General features: G+C 52.1%; 16 protein-coding genes and 1 pseudogene. 3 read left to right on the top strand and 14 right to left on the bottom strand.

All coding sequences use genetic code 11. From position 1 onward, the window contains the following. Nucleotides 1-10 precede the first annotated feature (10 nt). The gene (gene waaC / locus ACJ67_RS03080; protein WP_049637828.1) at nucleotides 11-1,006 is read right to left on the bottom strand and encodes a lipopolysaccharide heptosyltransferase I; all 996 of its coding nucleotides are present in this window, start codon (nucleotides 1,004-1,006) and stop codon (nucleotides 11-13) included. 3 nt (nucleotides 1,007-1,009) lie between these two features. On the opposite strand from waaC, the gene rfaP reads away from it, so the two are divergent. Beyond that, complete coding sequence (gene rfaP, locus ACJ67_RS03075) at nucleotides 1,010-2,980, top strand: lipopolysaccharide core heptose(I) kinase RfaP (protein WP_049637827.1); 1,971 nt, start codon at nucleotides 1,010-1,012, stop codon at nucleotides 2,978-2,980. Nucleotides 2,981-3,031: 51 nt separating this feature from the next. Here rfaP and ACJ67_RS03070 read toward each other — a convergent pair whose 3' ends face one another. Genes ACJ67_RS03070 through bioB form a run of 6 tightly spaced genes read right to left on the bottom strand, consistent with a single transcriptional unit; the run spans nucleotide 3,032 to nucleotide 8,606 of the window. After that, the gene (locus ACJ67_RS03070; RefSeq protein ID WP_049637826.1) at nucleotides 3,032-4,081 is read right to left on the bottom strand and encodes a rhomboid family intramembrane serine protease; all 1,050 of its coding nucleotides are present in this window, start codon (nucleotides 4,079-4,081) and stop codon (nucleotides 3,032-3,034) included. Then, nucleotides 4,082-4,726 (bottom strand): dethiobiotin synthase, encoded by a 645-nt coding sequence (gene bioD / locus ACJ67_RS03065; protein ID WP_049637825.1) that lies wholly within the window; start codon nucleotides 4,724-4,726, stop codon nucleotides 4,082-4,084. 3 nt (nucleotides 4,727-4,729) lie between these two features. Next, nucleotides 4,730-5,602 (bottom strand): malonyl-ACP O-methyltransferase BioC, encoded by an 873-nt coding sequence (bioC, locus tag ACJ67_RS03060; protein WP_049637824.1) that lies wholly within the window; start codon nucleotides 5,600-5,602, stop codon nucleotides 4,730-4,732. Beyond that, nucleotides 5,603-6,394: a pimeloyl-ACP methyl ester esterase BioH gene (gene bioH, locus ACJ67_RS03055; RefSeq protein ID WP_049637823.1), complete on the bottom strand. Its 792-nt coding sequence runs from the start codon at nucleotides 6,392-6,394 to the stop codon at nucleotides 5,603-5,605. It lies immediately after the preceding gene. Then, nucleotides 6,391-7,575: an 8-amino-7-oxononanoate synthase gene (bioF, locus tag ACJ67_RS03050; RefSeq protein WP_049637822.1), complete on the bottom strand. Its 1,185-nt coding sequence runs from the start codon at nucleotides 7,573-7,575 to the stop codon at nucleotides 6,391-6,393. Before bioF ends, bioH begins: the two co-directional genes overlap by 4 nt. After that, nucleotides 7,575-8,606 carry a biotin synthase BioB gene (gene bioB, locus ACJ67_RS03045; protein ID WP_369799100.1) on the bottom strand — a complete coding sequence of 344 codons (1,032 nt, stop codon included), beginning with the start codon at nucleotides 8,604-8,606 and terminating at the stop codon, nucleotides 7,575-7,577. The genes bioF and bioB overlap by 1 nt, the downstream gene beginning before the upstream one ends. A 108-nt stretch (nucleotides 8,607-8,714) precedes the next feature. On the opposite strand from bioB, the pseudogene ACJ67_RS15095 reads away from it, so the two are divergent. Both ACJ67_RS15095 and ACJ67_RS03040 read left to right on the top strand, forming a co-directional pair. Beyond that, nucleotides 8,715-8,888: pseudogene (locus ACJ67_RS15095) on the top strand (double zinc ribbon domain-containing protein); the annotation flags it as partial. A 9-nt stretch (nucleotides 8,889-8,897) separates the two neighbouring features. Continuing rightward, nucleotides 8,898-9,416: a ComF family protein gene (locus tag ACJ67_RS03040; RefSeq protein ID WP_255350795.1), complete on the top strand. Its 519-nt coding sequence runs from the start codon at nucleotides 8,898-8,900 to the stop codon at nucleotides 9,414-9,416. 48 nt (nucleotides 9,417-9,464) lie between these two features. On the opposite strand, the gene ACJ67_RS03035 is transcribed toward ACJ67_RS03040, so the two are convergent. Genes ACJ67_RS03035 through ACJ67_RS03005 form a run of 7 tightly spaced genes read right to left on the bottom strand, consistent with a single transcriptional unit; the run spans nucleotide 9,465 to nucleotide 16,370 of the window. Beyond that, nucleotides 9,465-10,691, bottom strand: coding sequence for a M48 family metallopeptidase (locus tag ACJ67_RS03035; protein WP_049637820.1), 1,227 nt, complete (start codon nucleotides 10,689-10,691; stop codon nucleotides 9,465-9,467). Between the two features lie 22 nt (nucleotides 10,692-10,713). Then, on the bottom strand, nucleotides 10,714-11,604 hold the full coding sequence (locus tag ACJ67_RS03030; RefSeq protein ID WP_049637819.1) for an ExeA family protein: 891 nt from the start codon (nucleotides 11,602-11,604) through the stop codon (nucleotides 10,714-10,716). A gap of 8 nt (nucleotides 11,605-11,612) precedes the next feature. Next, on the bottom strand, nucleotides 11,613-13,388 hold the full coding sequence (mshL, locus tag ACJ67_RS03025) for a pilus (MSHA type) biogenesis protein MshL (protein ID WP_049637818.1): 1,776 nt from the start codon (nucleotides 13,386-13,388) through the stop codon (nucleotides 11,613-11,615). A gap of 60 nt (nucleotides 13,389-13,448) precedes the next feature. Next, nucleotides 13,449-13,832, bottom strand: a complete 384-nt coding sequence (locus ACJ67_RS03020; RefSeq protein ID WP_231587234.1) for a hypothetical protein — start codon at nucleotides 13,830-13,832, stop codon at nucleotides 13,449-13,451. Between the two features lies 1 nt (nucleotide 13,833). After that, nucleotides 13,834-14,547, bottom strand: coding sequence for a type II secretion system protein GspM (gene gspM, locus ACJ67_RS03015; protein ID WP_049637817.1), 714 nt, complete (start codon nucleotides 14,545-14,547; stop codon nucleotides 13,834-13,836). 3 nt (nucleotides 14,548-14,550) lie between these two features. Further along, a complete protein-coding gene (locus ACJ67_RS03010) occupies nucleotides 14,551-15,435 on the bottom strand; it encodes a PilN domain-containing protein (RefSeq protein WP_049637816.1) in 885 nt (294 codons plus the stop codon). Continuing rightward, on the bottom strand, nucleotides 15,432-16,370 hold the full coding sequence (locus ACJ67_RS03005) for a hypothetical protein (protein ID WP_049637815.1): 939 nt from the start codon (nucleotides 16,368-16,370) through the stop codon (nucleotides 15,432-15,434). Before ACJ67_RS03005 ends, ACJ67_RS03010 begins: the two co-directional genes overlap by 4 nt. Nucleotides 16,371-16,465 lie beyond the last annotated feature (95 nt).

Raw genomic sequence — 16,465 nt, 5'->3', positions numbered from 1 at the left:
TTTTGTGATTTTAAATGTGCACGACTGGCAAGGTCATGGCGGTCAGATGATCAATCACGGCATTGACGGCGGGCACTTGCTCCTTACCGCCGAGGTTGATGGCAGGCGCCTCACGTCCACCCGCTACACCGGTAAACGCTGGTTCGGTGTCGGTGTAAAGAGCAACAACTGGAATGTCCAGCGCAGCAGCCAGGTGTGAAAGACCGGTATCCACGCCCACTGCAAATTTCGCCTGTGGCATTTGACCGGCCAACTGTTGCAGGCTGAGTTTAGGCAGCACTATTGCTTGCGGTACTTGGGCGGCTATTCGTTTTGCCCGTGCTTGCTCACTGGCACTCGCCCACGGCAACCACATCTGCAACCCTTGCGCTGCATAATGCTGACCTAAAGCAATCCAGTGATCTTCTGGCCATAACTTGCTGTCTCGGCTGGTGGCATGCAAGGCCAGAAAAGCAGGTGTTTTGGTGCGCTGAATACCTGCCGCCAGACCATAATTGGGCTTGTCTTTTGGCACGTCATATCCCAATGCCATCGCTGCTAATGTGCGCATACGGATCACCGCATGCTGACGGTAAGGAATGTCAAATGCATGCTGGTAAAACCGGCTAGCCAGGGGTTCACGGATGGAATGTTTGTCGTAGCCATAGCGAGGGCCTTGCGCCCAGGTGGACATCACGGCGCTTTTGACCAGGCCCTGTACATCAAGCACCAAATCATAAGGCTGCGCAGCCACTGCCTGTTTGACAGCGGAAATTTCACGCCAGGTCTGGCAATGCCACCATTGCTTGCGCCAGCGGCGCACCGCAACCTTAAATATCTGCTGCACACGTGGATGCAAGCGTGGAATATCGGCAAAACTTTCCTCTACCAGCCAGTCAATCTGTGCGTCTGGAAAGTGCTGTAGGATATCTTCAACCACGGGCAAAGCGTGGATCACATCACCCATGGAGGTTGTTTTGACAATCAGGATGCGTTTCATGGCCGCTATTTTCGCATACAATGCCATCGCATGAAGTTTGCGTTTCTCATTTTCAAATACTTTCCCTATGGCGGGGTGCAGCGCGATATGCTGCGTATCGCAAAAGACTGTGTCGCGCTTGGGCATGAGGTCACGATTTTCACCGGGGAGTGGCAAGGCCTGCAACCTGAGGATATCAAAGTAAAGTTATGTACCAGCAGCGGCTGGCGTAACCATACCAGGCATGCCAGCCTGATCAGCGCCATGCAGCAGGCCGTGCAGGTAGAACCATTTGATCTGGTAGTGGGTTTTAACCGCATGCAGCCCATCGATGTGTATTTCGCTGCCGATTCCTGCTTTATCGCCAAAGCACATGAGGAACGCCCCTGGTGGTACAGGCTCACCAGCCGTTATCGCTGGTTCCAGCAAGCGGAAGAAGCAATTTTTTCCCCTGCGAGCAACACCCACATCCTCACGCTCACCCCACAGGAACAGCAAACTTTTCAGCATTGGTACCAGACACCCGATGATCGCTTCCATCTGATTCCACCAATCTTGGATCCACAGCGCTTCCATGCATTTGAGCGCGCACAAAGAAAGCAATGGTTGGCTGAAACATTTGGCATTTTGCCTGAGCAGATTGCTTTATTGCTGGTAGGCTCAGGTTTCAAAACCAAAGGGGCAGACCGTGCAGTGACTGCCATTGCCGCTTTACCTGAAAGTGTCAAAAACAAGGTACGCATGCTGATTATCGGCCAGGACAATCCACGCTGGCTGCAAAAACATATTGAGGCAAAAGGTTTAAGCAATCAGGTGCAGGTACTGGGCGGCCGCGATGATATCCCACAAATGATGCAAGCCTGCGATTGGCTGGTGCACCCGGCCAGGCGCGAGCTGGCCGGTCATGTATTACTCGAAGCCATGGCCAGCGGTTTACCCGTCATCACGACAGAAGTATGCGGTTATGCGCCGCATATCGCCAAAGCCGGAGCCGGCATCCTCATTCCGGGCCCGTTCAGTCAGGAGACGCTTAATCGGGAACTCGCGACAGCTTTAGCAACGGAAAGGGAACGATTCAGCCAGGCGGGACTCAGTTATGCTGCGCAACTCATGCGCGAAAACCCGGGAAAGGCAGAAGCTCGGACACTGATCCAGTTAGCTTCAGGAAACAGATTGCAACCACTTCCACATCGGCCAGAAAAGCCCTTACACGACAGCAGCCTTTGGCTGTCGCCGGCCCACGCACAGGCATTGCAGAGGTATTATTTTGAAGACTTTATGTCGCTGCAGGGATATACCGTACGCGCTGCGGCCAACCGCAAAACCATGCGTATCGCCATCGCCGGGCAATCCTATTTTATCAAGCAACACGAAGCCACTGGCTGGCGCGAGATCACCAAAAACTGGCTGAGTTTCAAACGTCCTATCATCGGTGCGATGACGGAAGTGCGGGCTATCCAGGCGCTGGAAAAAATTGGAATCGCCACCACCCCCATCGCGGCTTACGGTGTACAAGGTGAATATGCAGCCAATCAGCGGTCATTCCTGCTGACGGAAGACCTGGGGGACATTCATTCGCTGGAGGATATTTGCAAAAGCTGGCAAACACCGGCCTCTGCGGAAACCCGCCAGGCCATGTTAATTGCAGTCGCGAAACTGGCGAAGACATTCCATGCTGCGGGCCTGTGTCACCGTGACTTTTACCTGTGCCATATCGCGCTGCAGAAATCGTCACCCTTAACTGCAGAGACGGCGTTTTATTTACTCGATCTGCACCGGGTACTGCAAGGCGTTTCACCCCATGGCACAGACGTGCGCAAGGATATCGCCGGACTGATTTTCTCTTGCATGGACTTCGGCTTTACCCGGGAAGACTGGCAGATATTCAAGGCCCATTATTTGCCACAAAGTGAAGATTTCTGGCGACAGGCATTCAACCGTGCGGATCGCCTGCATGCCAAATTTCATAGCCCTAAACAGCAGAATAAGTACAAGCAACAGCGCGATGCGACCGATTTGTAGACTTTGCCTTATGGTTGAAGGGATGTTCTTTCTCGGCAGTGCAACAGTAGGTCACTGTGCCGGACGGCCCGGCGTGAACGGCATATTACGCAATTGGTCAGCCGCGGCTTTGCTAGCTTCGCTGCGTTTTAACGCATAGGCCTTGGCTTGCTCAAGCAAAGCCGCAGAAGGTAGCTTGGGGTCATCCGCTAAGTTTGATAACTTTTCAAAACTCTCTTCGTAAGGTGTGGCGACCTCAGTATCAATTTTTGACGCCATATCATCAAAACTCAGGCTGCCCTCACGCCCCTCCAGCATAATCTGCCGCCATTTTTGCTGGGCTTTATGATCCACCTGGTTGAGTTTTTGCACTTGTTTTTGTATCGCCACCTCTTCCTGCCAGCGATATTTGGGGGTTGGTAAGTGAGTGAGTAATACAAACAACGCGACGAGCCAGGCTACACCGGCTGACCATTGCGTGATGCTTAATTGCCTGCTCGGCAAGATGCCAGATGGCAAGAGAAGTGTTGCCATCACAATGCCCGTGACAAATCCACCAATATGGGCTGAGTTATCAATGCCGGGAATGATATAGCCCATGACGATCGTGAGTGCAGAAAACAGCAGCGCGCCCCAGAACAACCAACGGAACTCTTGTGCCTGCATCTGTCGTCTGGCGAACCAGACATACACCAATAGCGCACCATAAATGCCAAAAATAGCACCGGATGCGCCGCCAGACACCGCATCATTGCCCTGTACGACCAAGGACAAGAGATTGCCGCCTACGCCACTGATCAGGTAAATCACAATAAAACGCGCTGCGCCAAACATGCGCTCGACCAGTTTGCCGCCATCCCATAAGGCCAGCATATTCATGCCCAGATGCAAGGCACCAAAATGCAAGAACATGGCAGATACCAGCCGCCACCATTGCCCATCTGCCGTGGCCGGGGCAAAATTGGCACCCCAGGTCAGTTGAACCGTATTCGGCGAATGCCAGAAACCGGCGCCGCCGAACAACATCACCACAAACACCAGCACATTCAATGCGATCAGGCTTTTGGTGACAGGTGGCACCGAGGCACGCAACGCTGTGCGGGTAAGGAGCGAAGATTCCATTTAAGGCGAGGATTCCTGAAAAGGGACTTGCAACACGGGAGGTTGCTGCAGGCTCTCTATTAAAGTCAGCAAGTTTTCTTGTGGCATAGACATCTGCGGATCAATACTGTTCGCCACCCAGCCGCAAAAATCGATGCCGCGCTGCTTCAATACTTGCGCCGTCAGTAAGGCATGATTGATACAGCCCAAACGCATGCCGACGACCATCAGCGCAGGAATATCCAGCGCCTGGATCAGGTCAGCCATGGTTTGGCTGCTGTTCAGCGGTACCAGCAAGCCGCCAGCCCCTTCGACAATGACCACATCGGCCAGGGTGGTTAGTTGCGTATAAGCCTCCTGAATGATGTTCAGGTCAATGGCGACGCCTGCTTGTGCCGCAGCGATATGCGGTGCAATCGCTGGCTCAAAACAATAGGGGTTGATCAACTCTGGCGGCGCCTTCACATTGGAAGCGGCGGTGAGCTGGCAAACATCTTCATTTTGCCAGCGACCCTCTAACCATTCACAGCCGGAAGCAACCGGCTTCATGCCAATGACAGTGAGGCCTTGTGCCACCAGTTGTTGCATCAGGCGAACAGTAACTGTGGTTTTGCCCACACCAGTATCAGTCCCGGTCACAAAAAAATGACGTGGCAACGCATGCATGACTTACCTTTGTTTATCTTTGCGTGGCATAAACTGTACCGGGCTGATACCTGGGGCGGTATAGGGCTGGCTGCCGGTCCAGGCATGCACAAACACTACTTCATAAGTCGCTGGCAACTTGCCGTCGCGCCTGAAGACTTCATAGCCGTGGCGTAACTTTTGCAAGAATCCTTTTCCACTTAGCCCTTTAACGCGTCCGGCTGTGGCATTGTGCGCACCGATGGCTTTGAGATCACGCATCAGAGACTCAACCTTGTCGTATGTGAGCGTGTAATGCATGACATCCAGCACAGGCGCACTGAAACCGGCACGCGTCAGGGCATCGCCAATATCGTGCATATCAATAAAGCGGCTGACATGCGTATGATCATTGCCAGACGCCGCACGCAACTCCTTTAGCGTATCTGGCCCCAACGTGGCAAACATCAGCAAACCATTGGGCTTGAGCACGCGCCTGAATTCCTGCAATACGGTATCCATGTCATTACACCATTGCACCGCCAGGTTAGACCACACCATATCCACACTGGCAGTGGCGATGGGCATAGCCTCGATATCAGCACAGACAAAGCGAGGAGAAGCTTGCCAGAAACGGTACCAGGGAAACAGTGCTTTGCTACGAGACAACATGCCTTCGGCGATATCAAGCGCAATCCCCTGCGCTTTCTTGAACCGCTTAAGCAAGGCGCTTAAACCATGACCAGTCCCGCAACCAGCATCCAGGATCACACCAGGTTCAAGCTTGACGACATCGAGGCGGCTGAGCATCTCTTCACGCACCTGGCGTTGCAAAATGGCCGCTGCATCATACTGTTTGGCGGCACGATGAAACGATTGCCGCATGCGCGACTTGTCGATCTGGTAAACATCCTGCATTTAACTCTCCGTCGACCGAAGCGCTGACTCATCTGCCATAAAGGCTTCAACAGACTCGCAGAAGGCATCGGCATGCGACAGGAAGGGTGCATGTGAGGCACCGGCAATTACTCGCAAACGTGCTCGCATCAAATGCATGGCCAGCCAATGCGCGGCCGACACCGGCGCCAGCGTATCGCGGTCACCATGAATGATCAGTGTCGGCTGGAACAAACGACCAACCTCTTCGCGCAAGTCCGTCTGTAGCAGGATATCCAGTGCCTGATTGAGGCTATCCTGCGTAGGCGTCGGTTTGGCGCCAAAGGCGATGCGTAATTGGCGTACCGTGCTACGCGCATCCTTAGCGTGCATGCACTGCAAGGTCAGGAAATTCAGCAAGGTAGCATTAAAATCTTTGGCAAAACGCTCATTGAACTGCTCGAAATGACGAGCCTCTATCCCATGCGTCCAATCCGCCTTGCTGACAAAGCAGGGGTTGGTCCCAACCAGAATCAATTTTTCTACGCGGTCTGGCTGATTGAGCGCAATTTGCTGCGCGACCAAGCCACCGAGAGACCAGCCCAGGATGCTGGATACCCCGGGGATTTCTTCCGCCACCGTTTCAGCCAGGCTATGCAAATGATATGGATAGACCGGGCGGCTTTGACCCATGCCAGGCAAATCGACCAGGAACAGACGATAATTGGCAGACAGACGTTTGGTGATGCGCTCCCAGACGGCACTGTTCATGCCCCAGCCATGTAGCAAGACCAAGGGTTTGCCTTGGCCCATGATTTCGATAAAGCAACTCATGCCTGTACTCCGGCAGGAATGTCGCTCTCAGCCGCATGTAACGCACTGATCAAGGCACGCACATCCTCAGCGCGATGGGCTGCAGATAATGAAATACGTAATCGTGAGGTATTGACCGGCACAGTCGGCGGACGGATGGCCGGGACCAGGATGCCTCGCACCTGCAGATACTGGCTGAGGGCCAAGGCTTCATGATTGTCTCCCACAATCAGCGGCTGGACAGCGGTTTCAGATGGCAACAAATGCCAGCGTGTGAGTGACAGCTCACTTTTCAGCAATGCAATCATGTCGAACAATTGCTTCCTGCGTGCATCACCGTATTCAATTTCCTTTACAGAGGCCAAGAGTGCCGCAGACAAAGGAGGAGGTGCTGGCGTCGTATAAATATAACTGTTGGCATGCTGTATCAGGTAGTCAATCACCACTTGCTCACCGGCAACAAAAGCACCAGCAACCCCGGCGGCCTTGCCCAGCGTCCCCATCATGATCAATCGGGGTGATTGCAGGCCCAGATGTTTGAGGGAGCCGCGGCCCTGCGGTCCAAGTACACCAAACCCATGCGCATCATCCACATATAAATAGGCATCGTAGCGCTCACAGAGTTCCAGATATTCTGCCAGCGGGGCAAGATCACCATCCATACTGAAAACCGCATCTGCAGCAACCAGTTTGTGCCGTGTCGTACTCGCTTGCAGCAGCTTTTCCAGTGCCGCGACGTCGTTGTGCGGAAAGCGATGATGCGTGGCACGCGACAGGAAAGCCCCGTCATTGAGACAGGCATGGTTCAGCTTGTCTGAAAACACGGCATCATCACGTCCCATCAAGGCACTGATCACACCGATATTGGCCATATAGCCGGTAGAAAACAACAAGGCAGCAGGCTTGCCAACAAAGGCTGCCAAGGCTTGTTCGAGTTGGTCGTGATAACGGTGATGGCCGGTAATCAGGTTAGAAGCACCACTACCAACACCCGCCTCGGCTGCGGCTTGTTGCAAGGCAGCCACTAGTGCGGGGTCATTCGCAAGCCCAAGGTAATCATTGCTGCAAAAAGACAGAAATGGCTGCCCATTAGCGGTGATATGTTCTGCTTGCGGCGAGTCAAGAAGCCGCCGCTGGCGCATCAAGCCCAGAGTTTGCCGCTTTTCAAGGTCGGCCCGTAAAGACTCCAACAAATCGCTCATTAAATCTTCTTCAAGCCCAGTTTGCCAAACAAGGCGTTATCCGCTTCAACCTCAGGGTTCCCTGTAGTCAACAATTTCTCACCGTAGAAAATACTGTTGGCACCGGCGTGGAAGCACAAGGTTTGAACGGCCTCGCCCATACTCTGGCGACCAGCAGACAACCGGACAAAGCTGGTCGGCATGGTAATACGCGCAATAGCGATGGTACGCACAAACTCCAGTGGATCTAAAGCCTCTGTTCCATGCAAGGGTGTGCCCTCTACTTGTGTCAGCAGGTTAATTGGCACGCTCTCTGGTGGCTGTTCCATGTTGGCTAATTGCGCAATCAGGCCTGCGCGCTGTGCACGGCTTTCGCCCATACCGATAATGCCACCGCAGCAGACATTGATATCCACGCTACGCACGCGATCAAGGGTATCCAGACGGTCCTGGTAGGTACGCGTCGTGATGACATCTCCATAAAACTCTGGTGCGGTGTCCAGATTATGGTTGTAATAATCCAGCCCGGCCTCTTTCAGTTGTTCTGCCTGGCCATCTTTGAGCATGCCCAAGGTGGCACAGGTTTGCAAACCCATGGCTTTGACTTCAGAAATCATCTTGAGTACGGGTTCGAGATCGCGCTGTTTGGGGCCACGCCAGGCAGCCCCCATACAGAACCGGCTGGCGCCGCTTTCCTTAGCTGCTTTGGCCGCTGCCAGCACTTCGTCCAGCTGCATCAGTGGCTCATTCTCGACATCAGTGTGATAACGCGCCGCTTGTGGGCAGTACCCGCAATCTTCGGAGCAGCCACCTGTTTTAATCGATAGCAAGGTGCTGACTTGCACGGCATTAGGGTCAAAGTGTTCACGATGCACTGTTTGCGCCCTGTGTAATAAGTCATTGAATGGCAATTCAAACAGTGCCATGATGTCTTCTACACGCCAGCGCTCAACCGTGGGATGACAGCTCACCGATGGTTTCAGGCCATCCAGATTAATGACTGAAGTTTGCATTTCGCTGCCACAGCCGGCAGCAGAAGTTTGTTGTTCCATAATGACCACGCAAGAAAAATAGATGAATATTCCGGGCGAATTATATGTTGTTTAAAAACTTACGTGAAAAATTTTTACAATAGATTAAAAATTAGTCAAACCACCCCAATGCGCAAATTGCAGTCCTGGCTGGAATCCACGTTGCCATGTGCACTTTGTCATGCGCCGGCAGACCACAGGAGAGATTCCATCCTGTGTTCCCATTGCGTGGAAATGTTACCCTGGTATGACTCGCCTCGTTGCCCACAATGCGCGCTTCCTAATGCCTCAGGGGCATTATGTGGTATCTGTTTGCAACATTCGCCTGCTTTTGATCATACCTTGACGGCCTTCCGTTACGCGTATCCACTAGACCGCTTACTGCATCAGTTCAAATACCATCAGCAACTTTCTTTGGGGCATTTATTGGCAAATAGGCTGTTTGCCCGGTTGCCGACACTGCCAGCCTTGGCACAACCAGACGTCATGATTGCCATGCCCATGCACCCAAACCGGGTCAAGGAGCGCGGATTCAATCACGCATTGGAACTGGCAAAGCAGGCTCATCACCAATGGCAGGTCCCATTAGAGATGGAGGGTTGTACAAGAATCGTGGATACGCCAGCCCAGGCTGGCATGGACATGAAAACCAGGACACGTAGCCTGCGTAGTGCGTTTGCCACGAATGCGCAATGGCATGGCAAGCATGTCATGGTGGTGGATGATGTGATGACCACAGGTGCCAGCATGCATGCTGTCGCCAAGGTGTTAAAACGTGCAGGGGCAATTCGGGTAACGGCACTGGTGCTGGCGCGCACGCTGAAAAGTTAATTTTTTGAGATCAACACGAGCAGTGCATGCCTGGCTCGCATGCAAGGACTATTCGCTGTGGGCTGTCACCGTGCCACCAAGCTGACGGATGCGCTGGCTGACAAACTCTGACAGCCTGTCGCTGAGTGACAATTGATAGGCTAGCTGGAACTGCTGCAAGGCCTGGGTCTGCTGGCCTGCAGCCTGAAGTGAAATCGCATAGGCCACCATCGATTGTGCGCGGCCTGGCTGTAAGGTGATAGCGCGTTCAAAATGTGGCAAGGCAGCTGCATGTTGTGCAGTTTGCTGATACGCCATGGCCAGCATCCACTGCGACTCTGCATCCTGGATCAGCGCATTCGCAACAGGTTTGAGGGTTTGCAAAACCGCGTCCGGCTGTCCATGTGACAACTGCCACTTGGCCAGCGACTTGGCCAACCCGATTTGCCCGGGATACTGTTTAATACCGGCTTGCAAGACCGACACAGCTTCAACTTCCTGCCTGGACTCGAACAAGTAAGCCGCCAGCAACTGTCTTGCATCTTCCGACTGCGGATAAGTAGTGAGTGCCTGGCGCAGGGTCGCCAAGGCTTCGCTGAGACGGCCTTTTTGTTCATGGTCTACTGCGCGCTGAATCAGCAAATTCACTTCCTGATCGGGACGGAGCTGCTTGTTAACCACGCCTTTGTGGCCTGAATCACCTTCGTTATTCTTGGCAAGCTTCGCAGCATTCGCAACTTCTAATGGCGGCTCAATGACTGACACCACAGGGCTGGCTGCAACCGTTTCAGCCGGGTTTATGGTGAATTCGCCCTCAATTTGAGTAGCCGCCGTCTTCACGGGTGCAGGGGCAGGCTTTGCAATTGGCAGATTGCCCACAGGCAGTGGACTGGCCGACGCAGGGGAGCCTGCAGCCTGCCACGCGCTAAATAAAGACCTGGTTAATTGGGGAGGTTCCCAGGGTGACGCAGCCTGAACAGGCATCGCTTCAAGCGGCTGCTTAACTGACGCAGAGGGAGAAGTGACTTTAGGAATCATGGTCTTGCTCGCGAGCCCAGTCACATGGGCAGGATGAAAGTAACTCAGCAGCCATAAGCCATTCATCTGCAAACCGGCGATCAATGCCAATAATAAACAGCCTAACAGCAGCCACTTGATCCAGGCATGGGCAGAAGTGCCCTGATGCAACAACACTGGTTTGACCTGTGCATCCCAGCCCGTCGCCTCAGGCCTGCCATCGAGTACTGTGCTCCCGCGCGCCTCGACGTTTTGCAAAACCTGGTTAATTAAACTCACGCGTTTCTCCCCAATCCTTCACTCAGTGGCCCAAACCAGCCATGGCAGTATGTAGTGTCAGCCACCATTTAAAACCGTGTCCCAACCAAGGATGTTGTGCCTTGACACTCGCTTGTGTATCCAGAATGGCGGCCTTGACATCTTCGGCTGAGACAGATTGCTGGCCACGCCCAAACGCAGACAGCAGGGATTTGTGAGCCAGAATATTCAGCAGACGTGGTATACCATTGGCATAGCGGTATAGCAGACGCAGGCTGGCAGGGTTAAAAATCATGCCTCCCTGATAGCCGGCCACGTGCATGCGGTGATTCAGGTAAAACCCTAGCTCCGACCATTGCAGGCCCTTGAGGTGATATTCAAAACCAATACGTTGCCGTAACTGGCGTATGGAAGGATGATTGATGCGCTCTTCAAGTTCAGGCTGACCAAAAATTACCACCTGGATCAGCTTGCGCTTCTCGGTTTCCAGGTTACTTAACAAACGCAGTGCTTCCAGGGTTTCCAACGGCATGGCTTGCACTTCATCCAGGCACACCACCACATGCTGTCCCTCTTCCGCAAAGGTCAGTAGCTTGCGGTTCAGGGCGTCTATCATGTCATGATGAGTAAAGTCTGGCTTGAATGCCACGCCAAACTCGGTGGCCAGCGTCATGAGCAAGGCATGCGGATCAAGGTAAGGATTAGGGATAAATGCCACCCTGCAATGGGGTGCCAGCGCTTTGAGCAGGCGGCGGCACAACAGGGTTTTGCCAGTGCCTACTTCGCCAGTAATTTTGACGAACCCCTCGCCAGACTGTATTGCGATCAACAGTGTATTCAGCGCCTCTTGCAAGCTACGCGTTGCATAATAAAAACTGGTATCCGGCGTGATGGTAAACGGATATTCCTTCAGGCCAAAATGTTGCAGGTACATACCTTATCCTAAAAAGCTACGTCACTTTTCAGTTTATCCACCCGGTCCTGGCTTTCAAGCATATCTTGCGCCCAGCTTTCGCCACTGCGGACTACGGTAGACTTCAGCAAAATCACCAGCTCCGTTTTGGTGGTTGCCAAATCTTTTTGACGGAACAGGTTACCCAAGAACTTCACATCTCCCAATCCAGGCACCTTGGTACGTGTATTATCGACTGACTCTGACATCAGACCACCAATTGCAATCACGCTACCATCTTTGGTACGCACAATGCTGTCTGTCTCATTGATGTTGGAAGAGGCTGTCGGAATCGTATATGTGCCACCGTTCGCGCTGGACAAGGTTACGGTGCGGTTGACCTGGGTCACATCACTGATAAATGGATGTACGTGCAGAATGATGTTGTCGTCCTTGTCAATTTGTGGCGTCACGTCAAGTGAGATGCCCGAAAAATAAGGTTGCAACTGGATATCTGGCGTCACCACGGCGCCGCCAGTAGTGGTTGTCACATTGGTGCGCACATTGGTCACGTAAAATGCATCATTCCCTACTTTAAGCACCGCTTTCTGGTTATTGATGGTGGCAATACGAGGACTGGAAAGCACCTCTACATTACCTTGTGTTTCTAGAAAGGTAAGCAAGGCAGAGAAGTTTCTGCCTTGAACTGCCAATGCAAACATCGAGCCACCTATAGACACCGGGTCACTGTTTATAAGCGCGCCCGGCTCCGTACTGCTCAATGTACCATTGGTCAGTGTGCCAGTTTCTCCCAGCGTGGTATTGCCGTTCACATTACCAAAGGTGTAATCACGGCCACGGATGTTTCTGGCTGCTGCCCAATTAATGCCTTGTTGCGAGTTTCTATTCAGTTGCACCTTGATGATCTTGGCTTCCAGAATCACCTGGCGATCCACGGTTACCTGCATCAGACTCAAAAACTTCTCAACCTGACGAATCTCCTTAGGCATCGCTTTCACCATGATCAGACCAGACTGGGCATTGATCACCACTTTACGTCCATTTTCTTCACCAATCAGGCTGCTGAGTGAAATGCCAATATCATCCCAAAAATCATTATTGGTGCGCATACTCACGTCAGAAGCATAGACCTGCAGATTGGACGCACCAGCCGCCCCGGGGACTCCGTTGCCAGCCGCACCGGCACCCACACCAGTTGCCGCTCCGGTAATCGCCGCTGCCTGACCAGCTACCCCAACCGCGCCACCAGCGCCAGATCCGCTAGCAGTACCAGAGGTCACGCGGGTGGCTGAAGTACCTTTACGGGTGCCGGTAATATAGTTGACCTGGAAGACACGGGTTTGCAACGTTTGTGGCTCCACAAAAATTTGCTTCCCATTCATTTTGTATTCATATCCATATAGGTCACGCAAGGCATTCAGTGCTTCAAACAAGGTCACATCGCGCAAATTAATAGTGATCTCGCCTTTTAGCTCTGGACTCAATGCAATACTGTATGGGCTGCCTGAAACAATCCCCATCAACACTTGTGAGGCCGGCGCTTTATTCACCACCAGGTCAAATCTTGGCTCTACGCGTTTCGCCAATGCTTTAGGCGGCTCGATCTTAAGTGGCTCAAACAATTCATCTGTGACCTCTTTGGGAGGTGGTGTCACTTGCGCTTGCGCCTTGGCCGCGGCCGTCGCCAATTCATTTTGTATTTTAGGATTAATAGAGGGGTTCGTTGGTGCAAATGGGTTACTCGTACATCCCGCCAACCCGGCCCCTATCATCATTACACCCAAAGTATTCACTAAAGTTTTCATAGCAGTCTCTCTATTGATATTCACCTGGCGGCCTTTTTAGCCAGTTACAGGCGTTTCACTTTATTTTTTAATTGTTTTTGCCTGTTTGGTTTTTTTCACCTGTGCAGGCGGTTGCGCTGGCACCACAAAACTGGCCAATCCCACACCCAGAACTTTTTTTTCACCATTTTTATTGATAAGCGTCGCTTGCTGATGTTTCACAGAAATCAACCTAAAACCCTGGTAAGCTTCACCCAGCTGCACCAGTTGCCCATTCACCACCGCAAAACCACTCTTGCCGTTATCCTGGATAGCTGTCACTTGCCAAGCCTGTGCAGACTCCGCTTGCACGTCAGGCAAGTATGGCAGTACGGCTGCGGGTGGCTGCGTAGGGTCTATCATTTGCTCGGCCGCATGGCTTTGTGCCAGGATAGCCAATATCATCCATGTCATGAATATGCGCATGCTATATCCCCAACCATGCATTTTCCCCGCTAAGGGTATACACTTGAAAAATCAATTCGCTTTCAGGGTAACCACCTTTAAGTTCGGCATTTTCCCAAGCCAGCGTACGACCAATCGCCTTCAGGGACTTGCTGTAGGCCATCAACGCAAAATATTGCCCCTTTAAATGGACTTTTACGGCATGTTGGTAGACATGCGGCATGTTTTTCCACGCTTCCTCCGAGGTTGATGACGCTTCAGTGCCTGGCGCGGATTGCGCCTGCAATAACTTTCTGCGCGTTTCAATAAAATCCACCACAGGCAAGGATTGCATCTCAATCACTTGCACATCGGTATGCTTTTGCAACAGTTTTTTCAGCATCTCCACCATGGCTTGAGGTGGGACCATAAAAGCTGACACCTTGAGCAACTCATCTGCCTGGCTGGCCATTTTTTGCCTGGTGTCATCAATCTCATGCTGAAAGGCCTGAGTCGCTGGCTGCGGTGCTGCTTGGGCTGCTATGTTGGTCAGCTGCTCGGTCAGGGTAGTGGTATCGTTTTGTATCTTAAGAATTTCTTGCTGGATACTGGCTAGTTGCACCCGCTGTGGCTCCAGCAAAAAGGTATCCATCAAGCCCACCACGGCAAATAAGCCGGTGCCAAACAGCATCCAGCGTTCACGCATGGAAAGCGCTTGCCATTTTTGACTGATTGCCTGAAGTTTTTCAGATCGCATGCGTTACTGCCCCCCGCTCTGCTTACCAGGCTGTGATGGCACCGTCTGGCGGACAAATTCATCCCAACTCATGCCACTTACCACCTTGTTTATGATTTGTGTATCACGGCCTTTGACCTCAAAGGCATACACTTTGAGTCCAGGCAAAACTTCTGTCGCTGGAGTCGAAAGACTATTCTCAGCTTGTGGATTAACAGGCGCGGTTGAGGCCGGAGGCGCGGACGGAGCGCCACCATCTTTACCTGTAGGCGAGACAGTAGCACTCTCTGCCACTGGCGCAGGCGCCGGACTCGCGGCAGGGGCTCCAGCATTTCCGCCTGATCGCGACTGCGGCTGGTGCAACTCGAGTTGTTTGAACTGGATACCGGAGAACTCAGTCCCGGCAAATACAGACTGGTGAGAGAGCAAATCCAGGTAAGCTGGAATATCTTCTGACTGCAACGCTTGCCCGGCGAGTGTCAAGTGCTGAATAGCAGGCTCGACCTTGAAACCGGTTAACCAAACGCCAGGTTGCTGTTGCCCGGTAAAGGCACGCATGTAGTCAATCAGGTGTGCCGATTGTTCTGAAATGGACTGCTGAAAAATGAGCAGAATTTGGGTCTGCATCTCTAGTTGCGCTTTTAACGTTTTTAACTCAGCCTCAAGCTTGGTGTTATCGATAGGCTTCGCCTTTCTCGAAAACTCCTCCACTTTTTTCTGCATGGTTTCGAACTGTGCAACGGCTTGGTGACGCTGCACTTGTAATTGCTCGTTTTCAGCAGCGAGTCCGGTATAAAAGTAATACATCACCACCGCAGTTAGTACATAAACGGCAGCCACCATAGGCAGGCTAAACCACTCTTTGGCTTTAACGCCACCACCTTCATACAGGTTAATTTGCTGACTCATACGGCCACCTCCTGACGCAAAGCTGCGCCTAGAGCAGGCATGAGCATGGCCTGTTTCTCCATACTGGAAAAGTCCTGATTGGCAGGTAGCTCAACAATATCTTCCAGGTTAAACACATTGACTGGGACATACAGACTGGAACTCAAGCCACTCACCAGATAATCGCGATGAGCCACAGGTGCCACCACCATGCGGTTTAAACTCAGGAAAGGAAACTGACGGTCAAAGCTATCAAGCGAGCGCTGAAGCTCCAGCACCAGCTTGTCGAAATTAGTCCGGTAAATCTCGTCACGGTCATTCAAAAAGTCGCGGTCAAGCTCAATCAGACGCGTATGATAAAGTTCGCCTTTGGCTGTAAACGTAATCAAACAGCCGCGAGGCAAAATACTCAGCATGACCAGGGCACGCTCCTCATGCTCCAGCAAGTGAGCGACATTCCGCTGTGCTAATGCATGCACGTCAATCGAGCGCAGGTTGAATCCGGCATCGACCAAATGATTCCCGGCTTCATTCACCGTGGCCTTTTTAGCACAAATCGCCAACATCAAAGGTTGGCGATTTGCCACTGAGGGATCTGAGGGCAGGTCGACACCATCTACAACCGCTTGGTCTACAGAATAATCAAGCAGACCTTTGAGTTTCCATCGCAAGGCCGACTTTACCTCGTTATCAGGCAGGTTCGGTTTATCAATTTGTACAATATTGTACTGATCCACATTAAGAACCAGATTACACGACATCGACTTCAAGGCATTTTTGGTCACAAAGTGACGTAATGTGGAAGTAGCATGTAACGGCATTTGCTCAACAGCGGCAAATGAAACGACCGGTTTGCTCCCTTCTGTGGGCGGCGTAAGGGCAACTGTACTGATATGCATCTCGGTAAAGCTGACCCCCACTTGCTGCTTGCTCTTTTGTCGTTTAAACCATTCCATAGAGAATCGACTGTCTTTCACAGTAATTTTTTATTTAAAATCAATGTACAAAATTATAAACTTAAAGCATAGCGTAAATAAGTATACACAAAAAA

The organism is Methylophilus sp. TWE2 (genome assembly GCF_001183865.1).
Taxonomy (GTDB): Bacteria; Pseudomonadota; Gammaproteobacteria; order Burkholderiales; family Methylophilaceae; genus Methylophilus.
This window is presented reverse-complemented; position numbering and strand designations above follow the sequence as displayed.

Coding starts and splice junctions, on each gene's coding strand:
- waaC (WP_049637828.1), bottom strand. CDS start 1,006: ATGGCATTGTATGCGAAAATAGCGGCCATGAAACGCATCCTGATTGTC.
- rfaP (WP_049637827.1), top strand. CDS start 1,010: ATGAAGTTTGCGTTTCTCATTTTCAAATACTTTCCCTATGGCGGGGTG.
- ACJ67_RS03070 (WP_049637826.1), bottom strand. CDS start 4,081: ATGGAATCTTCGCTCCTTACCCGCACAGCGTTGCGTGCCTCGGTGCCA.
- bioD (WP_049637825.1), bottom strand. CDS start 4,726: ATGCATGCGTTGCCACGTCATTTTTTTGTGACCGGGACTGATACTGGT.
- bioC (WP_049637824.1), bottom strand. CDS start 5,602: ATGCAGGATGTTTACCAGATCGACAAGTCGCGCATGCGGCAATCGTTT.
- bioH (WP_049637823.1), bottom strand. CDS start 6,394: ATGAGTTGCTTTATCGAAATCATGGGCCAAGGCAAACCCTTGGTCTTG.
- bioF (WP_049637822.1), bottom strand. CDS start 7,575: ATGAGCGATTTGTTGGAGTCTTTACGGGCCGACCTTGAAAAGCGGCAA.
- bioB (WP_369799100.1), bottom strand. CDS start 8,606: ATGGAACAACAAACTTCTGCTGCCGGCTGTGGCAGCGAAATGCAAACT.
- ACJ67_RS03030 (WP_049637819.1), bottom strand. CDS start 11,604: ATGTACCTGCAACATTTTGGCCTGAAGGAATATCCGTTTACCATCACG.
- mshL (WP_049637818.1), bottom strand. CDS start 13,388: ATGAAAACTTTAGTGAATACTTTGGGTGTAATGATGATAGGGGCCGGG.
- ACJ67_RS03020 (WP_231587234.1), bottom strand. CDS start 13,832: ATGCGCATATTCATGACATGGATGATATTGGCTATCCTGGCACAAAGC.
- gspM (WP_049637817.1), bottom strand. CDS start 14,547: ATGCGATCTGAAAAACTTCAGGCAATCAGTCAAAAATGGCAAGCGCTT.
- ACJ67_RS03010 (WP_049637816.1), bottom strand. CDS start 15,435: ATGAGTCAGCAAATTAACCTGTATGAAGGTGGTGGCGTTAAAGCCAAA.
- ACJ67_RS03005 (WP_049637815.1), bottom strand. CDS start 16,370: ATGGAATGGTTTAAACGACAAAAGAGCAAGCAGCAAGTGGGGGTCAGC.